We start from the raw sequence: 13,760 nt of genomic DNA on the forward strand, positions 1-13,760 counted from the left end.
TTTCATAAATCAAATTTAATATTAAGTCGAAGTAATGGAATGATTGTTACAAAGACTTTTCAAACTTTTTAATTCTAATTTCTGTTATGATAATTAGGATAATAGCAAATATGATCATCGAGATCAATCCAAATGAATCAATAATTTTTTCATTCAGACCAAAAACTATTCCTCCAATTCCTATCAATAAAAGTAGAGATCCTGCAATCAATAATAATTTTGCACAAAGCCTTTGGGCAAAGTTCCAGTTTTCTATGGTTCTCATAGATCTCTGCGTTCTGTAACCATATAAACTGTTGATCTTTTTAGGTGGAAAAATTAGCATGGCCAATCCTGCCATAATGAAAATAGCGCCGGTTAAATTTGGAACAAGTGTTAATTTTTCCATCTTGTTCTATATTTTCTCTCCAAAGGTCAGCAATGTTCCGGCTGGATCCAAAAGAGAGAACTCTTTCATGTTCCAGGGTTTTGTTTCAAGGTTTCCATTTGGATGGATCTCGATACCCTTCGCTTTTGTCTGTTCAAAGAATTTATCAATGTTATTCGAAATTTTGAGATAAAGCATAAAATCTGACTTTGCTGGGGAAAGGTCCTTGAACTCAAAAAAATGCAACTCGGAATTGTTATAGTTTGCGATCAGATAATTATCATAATCCGCAACAAACTCGAATCCCAGATTCTTATAATAATCAATTGTTTTTCCTTTGTCAATAAAAGGGATCTTTGGAATTATCTGTGAGATCATAATTTAAAACTTTTAGGCTAATTCATCATTCCATTCTCTGATGGTGACTTTAGCGATTAAACCTTCCTGTACAAAAGGATCGCCATTCACAAAAGCTTCTGCAGCTTCTTTGTCCACAAAAATGGCCATTGCCCCTTCACCAGGGTTTCCAAAAGCGCCTGTTCCCAAAACCTTTCCAGACTTTATAAACTCTGCTTCAAATTCTTCGTGACGTGGGAAAACGGCCATAAACTCGTCCATTGTTTTGTCTGTCGCATGTTCGTAAAAAATTACTGCTTTCATATTTGTTTGTTTTTAAATTTTATTAAATCATTTATAATTCATAATTTTTATTAATGCGCTTCCAGCCAGTTATCCCCAACACCAACTTCTACTAACAAAGGAACATTCGTTGGAAAAGCAGATTCCATTTCTTTTTTGATCAAAGATGTCGCAGTTTCCACTTCATCGATTGGTGCTTCGAAGAGCAATTCATCATGGACCTGTAAAAGCATTTTGGTTTCTAGCTTTTGAATTTCCAGCTCACTGTCGATCTTTATCATTGCCAATTTGATGATATCGGCTGCACTTCCCTGGATTGGTGCATTCACGGCGTTCCTTTCAGCGTGACCTTTTACCACAAAGTTTGTTGAATTAATATCCTTCAAATGGCGTTTTCTTCCCAAAATCGTTTCTACATAACCGAGTTTTCTTGCTTTCTCGATCTGCTCGTTCATATATTCTTTAAGCCTTGGATAGGTCTCGAAATAAGCATCGATCATTTTCTTGGCCTCAGTTCTGGAAAGTCCGGTCTGATCAGCTAATCCGAACGCACCTTGTCCATAAATAATACCAAAGTTCACTGTTTTTGCCTGACTTCTCTGTGTTTTCGTCACTTCTTCTAAAGCCACATCGAAGAGTTTTGCTGCTGTAGAAGCATGGATATCTTCCCCATTTTGGAAAGCGGCGATCATATTTTGTTCACCGGAGATCTCGGCGATCAGTCTTAATTCGATCTGAGAATAATCGGCAGAGATGATTTTTTTTCCTTCATCAGAAACAAACGCACCACGGATCTGTTGTCCTCTCAAAGTTCGGATCGGGATATTTTGAAGATTAGGGTTTACACTTGCCAAACGTCCTGTTGCTGCGACAGTTTGTGCAAAAGTGGTATGAACACGGTTATCTTTTTTATCAATCTGACTTGGCAAAGCATCCACATAAGTTGATTTCAGTTTTTGCAACGTTCTATATTCCAGGATCGATGAAATAATATCGTGCTTGGAAGATAATTTCTGAAGCACATCTTCCGATGTAGCGTATTGTCCGGTTTTGGTCTTCTTCGCTTTTGGGTCAAGCTGCATTTTCTCGAAAAGGATCTCTCCCAATTGTTTTGGTGAGTTCATATTGAACTCTTCTCCGGATAATTCGAATATTTTGGATTCTAATAGTCGCAAATCATTTTCCAAATCAATACTTTCCTTCGCCAGCCAATTGCTGTCGAGCTTCACACCATTCAGTTCGATTTTGGCAAGAACTTTCATCAACGGCATTTCGACGGTGTAGAATAATTCCTCTAAGTTTTCTTTAGCTAGTTGGGGCGCAAATAATTCATATAATTGAAACGTAACATCTGCATCTTCTGCAGCATAATTCGTTTGAGTAGGAATATCAACTTCACGAAGTGTCAACTGATTTTTCCCTTTTTTTCCGATCAAGGTCTCAATAGAAACAGGTTTGTAATCCAGGTACATTTCAGAAAGATAATCCATTCCGTGTCGTCCGTCGGGATTCAAAAGATAATGAGCGATCATTGTGTCAAACAACTTCCCTGATACATCTATGTTGTAATTCTGAAGAACTTTGTAATCGTATTTCAAATTATGAGCAATTTTCAGAACATTCTGGTCTTCAAAAAATGGACGGAAGATCTCAACTGTCTTCTGTGCCTCTTCCTGATCTTCAGAAATCGGAATGTAATACGCCAAGCCTTTTTTATAGGAGAAGCTCATACCGATCAATTCTGCTTCCAACTCATTAAGAGAAGTTGTTTCCGTATCAAAACATACGACTTTTTGTTTTAAAAGGTTTTCTAATAGGATTTTCTGCGCTTTTGGGGAATCGATGTACTGGTAAAGATGATCGTTCTCTTTGATATTTGTTTTTGTTGTGGTCGCCTGTTCCAATTGCTCAAAACTTGCAAAGAGATCCATCGTTCCATTTTTATGAACTGCAGAATCTTTTGCTTTCTCAGTTTTATTATCGTTGTTGTCTAGCAATTCTTCTATATATTCTTTATTTGAGAACGCACGGTAAAGATTTTCGTAAAGTCTTCTGAATTCCAGTTCATCAAAGATTTCCTTTACTTTCTCAAAATCCGGAACTTCTAGGTCGTATTGTTCTTCAATAAATTCGATTGGAGCATCACAAAGAATAGTTGCTAACTTTTTGGATAATAAGCCTCTTTCTGCACTTGCTTCAACTTTTTCTTTAAGTTTTCCTTTCAACTGATGCGTATTCGCCAAAAGATTTTCCATTGATCCAAATTCCTGGATAAACTTCTTGGCTGTCTTTTCGCCCACACCTTCCAAACCTGGGATATTATCTACAGCATCACCCATCATTCCAAGATAATCGATGATCTGCTTCGGATTTTCGATTTCATATTTAGCTTTGACTTCTTCAACGCCCAAAATCTCAATATCTCCCCCTTTTGAGCTGGGTTTGTACATCTTAATTTTATCTGTAACCAGCTGTGCAAAATCTTTGTCCGGCGTTACCATAAAAACATTATAGCCCTGCTTTTCGGCTTTGCATGCAATCGTTCCAATGACATCATCTGCTTCATAACCCTCAACTCCCAAAATCGGGATATGCATAGCTTCTAAAATACTATTGATATAAGGTTTCGCTAAAAGAATAGGTTCCGGAGTTTCCAGACGATTGGCCTTATATTCGGCATAGTCTTCGTGACGAACATTGGTCCTTCCCACATCAAAGACGACTGCCAAATGTGTTGGGCGGTCTCTTTTGATCAATTCTATCAAAGAATTGGTGAACCCGAAAATGGCAGACGTGTTCAGTCCTTTTGTCGAAATTCTAGGATTTTTAATAAATGCAAAATACCCACGGAAAATCATGGCGTAGGCATCGATGAGATATAATCTTTTGTCTATAGAAGTCATAAAAACAAAAGTAATAATTTGTAACCGATTTCGATAATGAATACATTTAAAATAATAAAAAAAGTTTTTGTTAAAAAATCTTAAATTTTTGCTATAAATAATGAAATTTGGTTGTATTTTTGCTGCATTAATACAATGAAGAAAAATTACCACTTTTATTCTGTTTTTATGATCTGCTTTTTTGTTTCATGTGCCAATTATGGGGACAGCCTTCTTTATTTCAACAAGGATGCAAAGATCAACGGTATAAAAACAGTCCTTTATTTCGAGCCAGAAGTTTTCCCTGATATTACAGAAATAAAAGACCCTACTTTTTCTGCCTTCTACAATGCAACATCTGACAAGATGAGATCCATAGGCAGTGTCAAATATCTCCAGGTCAATACCTCTATTCCTTTTGATGAAGTGGATTCTAAAATGATAAAAGAGATCTGTAAAAATAATAATGCCGACGTTGCTGTGATCCCGAAAGTGAAATATTTCAAAGTAGGATTTGGCAAGTATGTGTTTTCTAATCAAGTTGTTGTGAGCCTAAAATTGTATGATTCCAAAGGGAACTTTGTAATGGAAACTTCTTATGATACTTATAAAGGAAATGCAAGATTGCTAGGAAGTGCAGAAAACTCTGTGATCATCGGGACAAAAGGTGCCATCAGAAAAATGGAGAAAGAACTCCGAAATCGACAGGTAATTCTAAGAAAAGCATCTTAATTTACGTAATCTTAATACTTTTTTTTCTTAAGATTTTAATACTTTTGCAGTGCAAAAATTTTAAAGTATCGAGAATCAAGAGATCATATTAAATCCTGCGGATATTGCCGAATCCCTGAGCAAGTTGCCAGCGGAAGAACGTATCCTGCAGTTTTTGAAATTACCAAGATCTGAGAAGGCAGAAGTTTTCTCACATCTTGACCCTGATTTCCAGGAAGATACGATTAGAAGTATTGCAAGTCATGAGGTTTCTGATATCTTGAACGAAATGTCTCCCGATGACAGGACCCAGCTTTTTGAAGATTTTCCGGATGAATTGATCAAATACTCTATCAACCTTCTGAATCCTCAGGAGCGACGGGTTGCTCTTAAATTATTAGGCTACGAAGCTGATTCTATTGCGCGTCTTATGACGCCTTATTACGTCCAGATCAGAAAAGAATGGACTGTAAAAAGATGTTTTCAGCAGATCAAGAAAGTTGGAAAGAAAGTGGAAACTCTTAATTTTCTTTATGTTGTAGATGAAAGAAATCGATTGATAGATGACATTACCATTGGTTCTCTCCTATTGGCTGACGAAGAGCAATTGATATCTGAGCTTTGTGATGATCATTTTGTTGCGATCAAAACAACGACCTCTAAAGAAAATGCAGTTCCCTATTTTGAAAAATATGATCGAAGCGCATTACCGATCATCACAGAAAATGGAGTCTTGGTAGGAATTGTAACTATCGATGATATCTTGGATCAAATCGAATCTCAAAATACGGAAGACATCCAGAAATTTGGAGGTCTTGAAGCTTTGGATGTTCCTTATACCCAGACCTCTCTTATCGAAATGGTAAAGAAAAGAGGAATGTGGCTGATCATTTTGTTCTTTTCAGAAATGTTAACTGCCTCTGCAATGGGGTATTTTGAAGATGAGATCCAGAAAGCTGTTGTCTTGGCACTGTTTGTACCATTAATTATTTCCAGTGGAGGTAACTCCGGATCACAGGCAGCAACATTGATAATCCGGGCAATGGCCCTTCAGGAAATCGGTTTGAAAGACTGGTGGTATGTTATGAAAAAAGAGATCTTCACGGGGCTATTTCTTGGTAGTATTCTTGGTATTATTGGTTTTTTAAGGATTATGATCTGGCACGAAGCAGGTTTTTTCAATTATGGGGAATATTGGCCGTTTGTAGGATTAAGTGTAGGAGTCTCCTTAATAATGATCGTACTCTGGGGAACACTTTCCGGGTCTATGGTTCCTTTTATTCTTAAAAAATTAAAACTAGATCCGGCTACTTCTTCTGCTCCATTTGTTGCAACGCTTGTAGATGTTACAGGGTTGATCATCTATTTTTCAGTTGCTGGATTGTTTCTTACAGGAAAATTGTTATAAACCAAGTCGATTGTTTTTCTCATTGTTTTGATAATTGTTAAAATTAAATCATAATTCATTCAAAGCTTTTTCAAAATCATCATACTTGAACTGAAATCCATTTCCAATAAGAATTTCAGGATAAACATTTCTACTTTTCAGCATCAATTCAGTTTCTGTTTTAATGAATATTGAAGCTAGTTCTAACAACCAAACCGGACTTGGAATCCCAAATGGAATTTTGATTTTTTCACGCATTTGCTTCATCATTTCTTCATTGGATAAAGGACCGGGAGCCGTGATATTGATTGCACCTTGAAGATTTTCATTTTCAATAATGAAATTAACTGCTTCACAAAAATCATCAATATGAATCCAGCTCATCAATTGATTTCCTCTGCCCTGTTTGCCACCGAGTCCAAGCTTTGAGATCTGTTTAAATTTTGGAAAAGCGCCACCATTTTTCCCTAAAACAATAGAAGCTCGAAGTGCGGCTTTTCTGATATTTTGATTATCTATTTTAAAGAATTCCTTTTCCCAACTTTTACAAATATTCATTGAGAAATCATCACCGATGATTCCGTTAGCTTCGGTATTAAGATTCGTTTCTGAGTGAATGTAAATGGTTGCGGAACTTGCATTTATCCAGATTCTTGGTGGATTCTGACATTCGTCAATGGCTTGTTGTAAAACTCGTGTTGAATCTATTCTGGAGTTATAGATTTCTTTTTTATTCTTTTCGTTGTATCTGCAATCCACGGATTTTCCTGCAAGATTTATGAGAACATCCGAATTTTCTAATTCGTCTTTCCAGTTGCTCAAAGCTTTTGCATCCCAGAAAATCTCGTTTTCACGTTTTGGATTTCTGGTCAGGATTTTAACTTCGTGATTTTTATTTAGAAAATATTGCTCTAAGTTTTTGCCAAGGAAACCGGTTCCTGCTGCGATGATTATTTTCATTGTATTTAATGTTTTTAGGTTGACCACATTTATAATATTAAATTTTTGGAAGGAAAAAGAACAGATAGTAGAATATCAAAGTTTATCTTTTAGTAAATAAAAAACTATGTGTCTATGTGGTTTAAAATGCTTTTTTAATTAATAGTAAATTCCAAATTTCTCTTGGTGTGAACTTCAATTTCAGAACCTTCGGCAAGCATTGCTGATATTGGTTTTGAATTATTTAAAACAGTAAAAACGCTTCCATAATTTTCTTTGAAATCGACTGTTAGTTCATAATTTTTGATTTTGTAGAAATTCCATTTTGGATGTTTCACTTCGTATTCAGAAGTTTGAATTTCGTTTTTGGTAAACCCGAAATAATGTTCGGTAATGAATTCGAAATCAGAGCCTTCAATCATTTCTCCCTGAATATTGTCAGCTTTTAATGTCATTGTATTCAGTTTTGAAGCTTGCCAGCTGTAAGAAACTGAAAGTTCATTATCAGATTCAATAATTGAGTGTGCCATCGGCAAAGTGCAATAATTTTCATTATAAAATTTGTTGGCAACCATGCTCAAAGCTTTTTTAGGAACGATTTCCTTAATAAAGACAACGCCTCTTTTCCAGTCCCCATTTTCCAATTTTTTCACATAAAATCTCAAATTAACTTCTTCGAAATTTTTATGAAAAGGAACAGAAATCCCAAGAAGTTTTGTATTGAGAAACATAAAACCAACAAGACTTACCAAACATTTTTCTTTGTAAAAATCGAGTTCGGTTCCTTTTGGTAAATAAGGTTTTAGAATTTCCGGATTGATCTCGTAATTGATGATGGCCAGTTTTCGCCATTCTGCGGTTAGGAATTTCATCTTTTTAATTTTTTATAATGCTTACAGGTCAAGCTAATTGTACAGATTTGCTCCTTGAGTTTTTAGCTATTCGTGACAATATACAGAAGAACCACTCCGAAAGTAAGTCGGAAGATCATCCAGGAAATCGTAGGAACAATCCCAAATTGTAAGATTCTGCATCGTCTCAAATGTTCCAGAAACATGATGAACACAACAATTCCGAAGTAAATAAAATAGAAAATCTGACTAAAATAAAAGAATAAAGTTGGAATTAAAAGTAAAGTTCCGAGTAGAGAAACTGTCATCATATTACCAAGATAATCCCAAATTCTATTTTTAAGATAGATCCCCATAAATGTACTCTGCCAAACGATTTGCATACAACAAATGAAGAACTCTATCCCGAAGTTGTTTTTAAAATCCGGAAACAATCTTTGATTATAAAACCCTAGAACATAAGCGGAAAACATTAAAACAAATCCAAGATAGAAAAGTCTATATTTCAGATTGAAATCCGGAACACAATTGTCTTTTGTCAAATCTTTTGCCGAAGGAATGATTTGTTTTCTGTTGAAAGACACAAATTTGTAAAGCCTTTGAAAAAACCAATACAAAGGTTTTACTCTCGCGATTTTTTCAAAAGTCGGAAAAGAATTACCAATGATTGTCAAAAGACTTTCTAATCCATAAATAACTTTATTTTCTTTGGTATTGATCAATGCTATTTCGTTTTTTGAACGGTGAAAATCAATCATATTTTTGATTTCTGGAGAAATCTCAGAGAAAGCCTCTCTTCCATTCTCATCAAGCATTCTGCTTTTTATAAATCCTTTGGAATAGATATTACACATTGGACAATCGTTGTCGTAAATCAGAACATGGTTTTGTAAAGTTTTCATTGTATTTGATTTTAAAGGTTTAGGAAATCGCCCTTTGTTCTTCGGTTTCTTCTGAAAAGGAAGAACATTATGATTTTAAATATTAGGTTTTTCATAATTATTAATGTTTTTATATTTTCAGTAATTTTTGAAAATTAATTTGAAATAAAAAAGGAAAATGAATTCCTTTAGATTCTTCAACAGGCTCAGAATGACATTTACTTCAATAAATTGGTAATCTTTCCAACCAGCCAATGGTCATCGCTTTTTATCGCTAAGTCCATTATGTTGTTGATCTTGTTGGTCACGTTTCCAAAATCTTCCATCAGTTTGATAAATTCTTTGGCTTCCTGAGAATCGTCATCTACATTTTTTAATTCTTCCAAAAATGCGACAACAGGTTCTATTTCCCGTTTTCTACGTTCTTTTGTAATCTGTTTGAATAGAAACCAGACATCCTTTTCAGCAATGAAATATTCCTTCCTATCCCCTTTCACGAATTCTTTTTTTACAATTCCCCAATCCATCAGAGCCCGAAGATTCATATTGGCATTACCGCGCGAAACTTCCAACTGCTCCATCACATCATCGGTGGACAACGGTTTTCCACTTGCCAGAAGAAGTGCGTGAACCTGCGCCATTGTTCTGTTGATTCCCCAATTGGTGGCAAAAGTTCCCCAGGTCTGGATGTATTTTTCTTTGGCTTCGTCGAGTTTCATATTTGTAATGATTAAATTCTTGTACAAATATAATTAAATTTTCTAAACTTTCAAAAATTATTGAAACAATTAAATAAATTTTCTGAATTGAAACAAATACTTTTAATGAAAACTTAATTATAATTTAACCAAGAATAACGGTTTATTAATGTTAAATTTGCTAAAAACAAACTATGAAATATACTTTAATAAAAAGAAAAAAAAGTTTCCGTACAAAATCGGAAACCGAATTCGTGAGCTGGATGAAAAAAATGGACCATCAAAAATGGATTGACAATCAAGATTTTATGGAAGCTTACTCCTATAGAAAAGCGACTTTCGAAAATATTCTGATCCGTCATGATACCGAACAAAATTTCATAGAAGACCTTCAAAAAAATAAACTTTTGAAAATAGAATCTTCAAAAGTTTTCTTTGGATTATTTAATTTTTAAAAAATTAGTAAATAGCAGGATTTTTAATCGGATCAAGTTCATTGAACATAGCATAAACTTTTTCTACAATATCATCTGCGGAAGGCTTACTAAAATAATCCCCATCACTTGCATATGCTGGTCTGTGATTTTTCGCGGCAATGGTCAAGGGTTCTGAATCCAAATATCTGAAAGCTTTTTGTTTTTCTAAAATCTGTTGAAGAATAAACGCGGAAGTTCCTCCTTCTACATCTTCATCTATAACTACCAATCTGTTGGTTTTCTTCACGCTTTCTGCAATTTCATGTGTCAAATCAAAAGGGATCAATGATTGAACATCAACAACTTCTGCAGAAATTCCTAATTTTTCTAATTCCTTAGCCGCTTCTGTCACCACTCTCCAAGTTGAGCCATAAGTAACCAAAGTCACATCTTTACCTTCTCTGGTCACTTCTATTTTCCCAACAGGAACTGTGAATTCGCCTAGATTATCTGGTTGTTTTTCTTTTAATCGATAGCCATTCAGGCATTCTACGATCAAAGCTGGTTCATCACTTTGTAGCATTGTATTGTAGAATCCTGCAGCTTTTGTCAGGCTTCTTGGAACTAAGATGTTGATACCCTTAGACAAATTTAGAATTCCTGCCATTGGCGAGCCAGAATGCCAAACGCCTTCTAGCCTATGCCCTCTTGTTCTGATAATTACTGGAGCCTTTTGGCCGCCCTTTGTCCTATACTGGACTGTTGCCAAATCATCGCTCATCCCTTGAAGGCAATACAATATATAGTCTAGATATTGTATTTCCGCAATTGGTCTTAAACCCCTCATTGCCAAGCCAATTCCTTGTCCAAGAATAGTTGCTTCGCGGATGCCCGTATCAGCAATTCTTACATTACCATATTTTTCCTGAAGTCCTTCCAGACCTTGATTCACATCTCCGATATTTCCGGCATCTTCACCAAAAACAAGAGTTTCAGGGTATTTTTCAAAGATTCTATCAAAGTTATTTCTGATAACAACTCTTCCGTCCACATCTTCCGAATTTTCAGAGAATATTGGTTCGATTTCTTTCACATTTGTTGCTTTCCATTCAGATTCCGAATATAAATGGGAAGAATAATTATCTTTTTCAACTTTCAGGATTTCATTGTAAATATTCTGAAGTTGTTGTCTTTCTGAAGAATGATTAGTTCTTGTCACCAACAAAGATTTCCTTACCAATGAAAAAACATCTTTTTTGGAAACCGAAATTATTTTTTTGAAGTTTTCAATCAAAGTACCAATTTCAGAATTCTGGTTTTGAAGCAATTCGATCATTGGAAGAACTTTATTTTTAATTTCAGAAATTGTGTTCTGATAATATTCCCAAGCTCTCTTCTGACCTTCCTTCACTAATTTTTTAGCTTCAGAATCAATTGAATCCAATTCTTCAATAGTTGCTAAAACTTCTTCCTGACCTTCGATTTCTATATTATAGTCCAAAATCCACTCTCTGAATTTCAATAATCCATCAAACTCAGATTCCCAATTCAATCTATCTTCCGATTTGTAACGTTCGTGAGAACCGGAAGTAGAATGTCCCTGAGGCTGGGTCACTTCAGTCACGTGAATTATGACAGGAACGCTCTCGTATCTTGCGAAATGTTCTGCTTTTGCATAAGCTTCCATCAATGCTGGATAATCCCACGCTTTCACCTGGATTATCTCGCAGCCTTGCTTTTCATCTTCGTTTCTTTGAAAACCTGAAAGCATCTCAGAAATATCCGCTTTAGCTCTTTGGTTTTGTGTAGGTACGGAGATCCCATAACCATCATCCCAAATCGAAACAATCATAGGAACCTGCAAAGCACACGCTGCATTTAGGGTTTCCCAGAAATGACCTTCGGCTGTAGAAGCATCTCCAATCGTTCCAAAAGCAACTTCATTTCCGTCTTTTGAGAATTTCTCGGAACCCTCAAACTTTACAGATCTGTAAATCTTAGAGGCTTGAGCCAATCCTAATAACCTCGGCATTTGTCCCGCGGTTGGAGAAATATCTGATGATATATTCTTTTGGGCTGTTAGGTCTTTCCAGCTTCCGTCTTCATTCAAACTTCTTGTTGCATAATGGCCGTTCATTTGTCTTCCGGCAGAAGCAGGCTCCCTTTCTACGCTTGTATCTGCATACAATTGTGCAAAAAAGCTTTCTATAGAAACAGCGTCTATTGCCAAAGCAAATGTCTGGTCGCGATAGTAGCCCGAACGGAAATCCCCGTTTCTGAAAACCTTCGCCATCGCCAACTGCGGCAACTCCTTCCCGTCTCCAAAAATCCCGAATTTTGCTTTACCCGTAAGCACTTCTCGCCTTCCCAAATATGACATCTCACGAGAAATTCTTCCCAAACGGTAATCATGGATCACACTATTTTTGAAGTCCTGAAATGATACTTGTTGAGTTTCTATATAAGTTGATTGCATAGCCTGAGTATTTTGACAAATATAAAATTTTTTCGCTAATTTTTACGAAAATGATATTTTGAGTTTTAAAGAAATTTTTAAGTATTTATAAACTATGATAAACACTATTTGATTTGTATAATATTTTGATAAATTTAATCAAAATATATTTTAATGAACAAAACCGCGCCACATATACTTAACGCTTCTACAAATCTTTTAGGATTTTGTTTGGTCATATTGACTTCTTTGAAGATCACCAAGTTCAATCATCATTCTTATCTGGACGAATTTGCTGTGGGAGCTATTTTCTGTCTTTCAATAAGTTGTATTTTATCATTTTTAGCAATAAAATCAACAAAGGAAAAAACGTCTAATATATTAGAGAATATTGCTGATATACTTTTTTTTGTTGCTCTACTCTGTATCATACTTTCCGTACTGATCGTCAGTATTGATGTGGTTTAAAGATAAATAAATTAAATCACCGATAAAAAAGCCATCGTATCGACATTATCCGCATAGGTATCCAATGAAGGATTTTGCGACTCTCCAAAACCAATCGATTCCAATCCCAATTCTGGTTTTGCAACAATGGTTTGGATTTCTTCTTTGTTGGTTTCTACGAATTGTTTTACTTCGTCCAAAGTTTCATAACGGGAAAAATTAATCACAGATAACGGGCTGAACAGTTTCTCATCTTCTTTCATCATTACAAAATTATTGTCCCAGAAAAGATCTCTGTTCAGTAAATAGATCGCTTTGTTATAGTCATAATTATTGGCATATTTATTATGATTAATGACTTCCCGGTAATTGATGAAATTCTCAAATAATCTGTCTAACTTAAAGTCCTTGGGAATCAAGATTCTCGTTACATTTCTACAGCCTAGCCCAAAATACCGGAAGATATCATTGGATAATAACTTCAATTCCTCATCCGATTCATCGCCTTTCAAAACCGCGATAGAAGTTCTGTTTTTTCTGATGATACTCATGCTGTTTTTGAAATAATATTCCAGATATCTCGCGGTATTGTTGCTTCCGGTTGCGATAACCGCATCGAAGTTTTCTAATTTTTCAACAATATGATATTCAATTTCTTGATTTGAAAATTCATTCCATAATTCTAAAAGGAAAGGCAAAACCAACCGGTCTTTTGAGGATAATTTGATGACAGGGATGTTGTTGCTCAATATCACAGAAATAACATCGTGAAATCCAACCAGCGGAATATTACCTGCCAATATCAGCCCTACTCTTTTAGGAGTATTGGAAAGTTGATATTTTGAAAGCCAGTTTTCGATATTTTCTTTGGTGAAAAGTCCTGACCATTGTTCTAAATTGTATCTTTGGTTCTCTTTTGTGAACCAAGGATTTTCAATCTCAGAGCGCGTCATCAGATAAGCTAAGCGTTCCTCTTTTTCATTGTAATTATCTTCCTCTTTTTTTAAAGAATCTTTGATGAAATTTCCTAATTTTTCGAGCCCCAAAATTTTGTTTTCGTTCAGCATAGCTGGCTTTTTTTTTGTAA

14 protein-coding genes are annotated in these 13,760 nt (G+C 35.2%); 4 read left to right on the forward strand and 10 right to left on the reverse strand.

What is annotated here, in order from left to right; translation table 11 throughout:
- Positions 1 to 46: 46 nt before the first annotated feature.
- The 4 genes from BLT30_RS12680 to polA are packed head-to-tail and all read right to left on the reverse strand — an operon-like array spanning position 47 to position 3,909.
- A complete protein-coding gene (locus tag BLT30_RS12680; RefSeq protein ID WP_089873916.1) occupies positions 47 to 388 on the reverse strand; it encodes an SdpI family protein in 342 nt (113 codons plus the stop codon).
- A 6-nt stretch (positions 389 to 394) separates the two neighbouring features.
- Positions 395 to 745, reverse strand: a complete 351-nt coding sequence (locus tag BLT30_RS12685) for a bleomycin resistance protein (protein WP_089873917.1) — start codon at positions 743 to 745, stop codon at positions 395 to 397.
- Positions 746 to 757: 12 nt separating this feature from the next.
- The gene (locus BLT30_RS12690) at positions 758 to 1,027 is read right to left on the reverse strand and encodes a YciI family protein (protein ID WP_027382175.1); all 270 of its coding nucleotides are present in this window, start codon (positions 1,025 to 1,027) and stop codon (positions 758 to 760) included.
- Positions 1,028 to 1,077: 50 nt separating this feature from the next.
- Positions 1,078 to 3,909 carry a DNA polymerase I gene (polA, locus tag BLT30_RS12695; protein ID WP_089873918.1) on the reverse strand — a complete coding sequence of 944 codons (2,832 nt, stop codon included), beginning with the start codon at positions 3,907 to 3,909 and terminating at the stop codon, positions 1,078 to 1,080.
- 135 nt (positions 3,910 to 4,044) lie between these two features.
- On the opposite strand from polA, the gene BLT30_RS12700 reads away from it, so the two are divergent.
- On the forward strand, positions 4,045 to 4,620 hold the full coding sequence (locus BLT30_RS12700; RefSeq protein ID WP_089873919.1) for a pyruvate decarboxylase: 576 nt from the start codon (positions 4,045 to 4,047) through the stop codon (positions 4,618 to 4,620).
- Positions 4,621 to 4,687: 67 nt separating this feature from the next.
- Positions 4,688 to 6,007 (forward strand): magnesium transporter, encoded by a 1,320-nt coding sequence (gene mgtE / locus BLT30_RS12705; protein ID WP_089873920.1) that lies wholly within the window; start codon positions 4,688 to 4,690, stop codon positions 6,005 to 6,007.
- Positions 6,008 to 6,055: 48 nt separating this feature from the next.
- Here mgtE and BLT30_RS12710 read toward each other — a convergent pair whose 3' ends face one another.
- From BLT30_RS12710 to BLT30_RS12725, 4 genes are all read right to left on the reverse strand, one after another.
- Complete coding sequence (locus BLT30_RS12710; RefSeq protein WP_089873921.1) at positions 6,056 to 6,946, reverse strand: TIGR01777 family oxidoreductase; 891 nt, start codon at positions 6,944 to 6,946, stop codon at positions 6,056 to 6,058.
- A gap of 134 nt (positions 6,947 to 7,080) precedes the next feature.
- Positions 7,081 to 7,797, reverse strand: coding sequence for a YqjF family protein (locus BLT30_RS12715; protein WP_089873922.1), 717 nt, complete (start codon positions 7,795 to 7,797; stop codon positions 7,081 to 7,083).
- A 62-nt stretch (positions 7,798 to 7,859) separates the two neighbouring features.
- Positions 7,860 to 8,678 carry a DCC1-like thiol-disulfide oxidoreductase family protein gene (locus tag BLT30_RS12720; protein WP_089873923.1) on the reverse strand — a complete coding sequence of 273 codons (819 nt, stop codon included), beginning with the start codon at positions 8,676 to 8,678 and terminating at the stop codon, positions 7,860 to 7,862.
- Positions 8,679 to 8,875: 197 nt separating this feature from the next.
- Positions 8,876 to 9,376 carry a GbsR/MarR family transcriptional regulator gene (locus tag BLT30_RS12725; protein WP_089873924.1) on the reverse strand — a complete coding sequence of 167 codons (501 nt, stop codon included), beginning with the start codon at positions 9,374 to 9,376 and terminating at the stop codon, positions 8,876 to 8,878.
- Positions 9,377 to 9,549: 173 nt separating this feature from the next.
- Between BLT30_RS12725 and BLT30_RS12730 the strand changes: the two genes are divergently transcribed.
- A complete protein-coding gene (locus BLT30_RS12730) occupies positions 9,550 to 9,810 on the forward strand; it encodes a hypothetical protein (RefSeq protein ID WP_089873925.1) in 261 nt (86 codons plus the stop codon).
- A 4-nt stretch (positions 9,811 to 9,814) separates the two neighbouring features.
- Here BLT30_RS12730 and BLT30_RS12735 read toward each other — a convergent pair whose 3' ends face one another.
- Positions 9,815 to 12,247, reverse strand: coding sequence for an alpha-ketoacid dehydrogenase subunit alpha/beta (locus tag BLT30_RS12735; protein ID WP_089873926.1), 2,433 nt, complete (start codon positions 12,245 to 12,247; stop codon positions 9,815 to 9,817).
- Positions 12,248 to 12,400: 153 nt separating this feature from the next.
- Here BLT30_RS12735 and BLT30_RS12740 point away from each other — a divergent pair, with 153 nt between their 5' ends.
- Entirely contained in the window at positions 12,401 to 12,694 is a 294-nt protein-coding gene (locus BLT30_RS12740) for a zinc ribbon domain-containing protein (RefSeq protein WP_089873927.1), read from the forward strand.
- A gap of 11 nt (positions 12,695 to 12,705) precedes the next feature.
- Here BLT30_RS12740 and BLT30_RS12745 read toward each other — a convergent pair whose 3' ends face one another.
- Positions 12,706 to 13,740: an acyl-CoA reductase gene (locus BLT30_RS12745; protein WP_089873928.1), complete on the reverse strand. Its 1,035-nt coding sequence runs from the start codon at positions 13,738 to 13,740 to the stop codon at positions 12,706 to 12,708.
- Positions 13,741 to 13,760: the final 20 nt, after the last annotated feature.

It is taken from the genome of Epilithonimonas hungarica (assembly GCF_900102265.1).
GTDB lineage: Bacteria > Bacteroidota > Bacteroidia > Flavobacteriales > Weeksellaceae > Epilithonimonas > Epilithonimonas hungarica.

Excerpts from the sequence above, each read along its gene's own strand:
- BLT30_RS12730 (WP_089873925.1), top strand. The coding sequence starts at position 9,550 with ATGAAATATACTTTAATAAAAAGAAAAAAAAGTTTCCGTACAAAATCG.
- BLT30_RS12725 (WP_089873924.1), bottom strand. The coding sequence starts at position 9,376 with ATGAAACTCGACGAAGCCAAAGAAAAATACATCCAGACCTGGGGAACT.
- BLT30_RS12685 (WP_089873917.1), bottom strand. The coding sequence starts at position 745 with ATGATCTCACAGATAATTCCAAAGATCCCTTTTATTGACAAAGGAAAA.
- BLT30_RS12700 (WP_089873919.1), top strand. The coding sequence starts at position 4,045 with ATGAAGAAAAATTACCACTTTTATTCTGTTTTTATGATCTGCTTTTTT.
- polA (WP_089873918.1), bottom strand. The coding sequence starts at position 3,909 with ATGACTTCTATAGACAAAAGATTATATCTCATCGATGCCTACGCCATG.
- BLT30_RS12710 (WP_089873921.1), bottom strand. The coding sequence starts at position 6,946 with ATGAAAATAATCATCGCAGCAGGAACCGGTTTCCTTGGCAAAAACTTA.
- BLT30_RS12715 (WP_089873922.1), bottom strand. The coding sequence starts at position 7,797 with ATGAAATTCCTAACCGCAGAATGGCGAAAACTGGCCATCATCAATTAC.
- BLT30_RS12690 (WP_027382175.1), bottom strand. The coding sequence starts at position 1,027 with ATGAAAGCAGTAATTTTTTACGAACATGCGACAGACAAAACAATGGAC.
- BLT30_RS12720 (WP_089873923.1), bottom strand. The coding sequence starts at position 8,678 with ATGAAAACTTTACAAAACCATGTTCTGATTTACGACAACGATTGTCCA.
- BLT30_RS12680 (WP_089873916.1), bottom strand. The coding sequence starts at position 388 with ATGGAAAAATTAACACTTGTTCCAAATTTAACCGGCGCTATTTTCATT.
- BLT30_RS12735 (WP_089873926.1), bottom strand. The coding sequence starts at position 12,247 with ATGCAATCAACTTATATAGAAACTCAACAAGTATCATTTCAGGACTTC.
- BLT30_RS12740 (WP_089873927.1), top strand. The coding sequence starts at position 12,401 with ATGAACAAAACCGCGCCACATATACTTAACGCTTCTACAAATCTTTTA.
- BLT30_RS12745 (WP_089873928.1), bottom strand. The coding sequence starts at position 13,740 with ATGCTGAACGAAAACAAAATTTTGGGGCTCGAAAAATTAGGAAATTTC.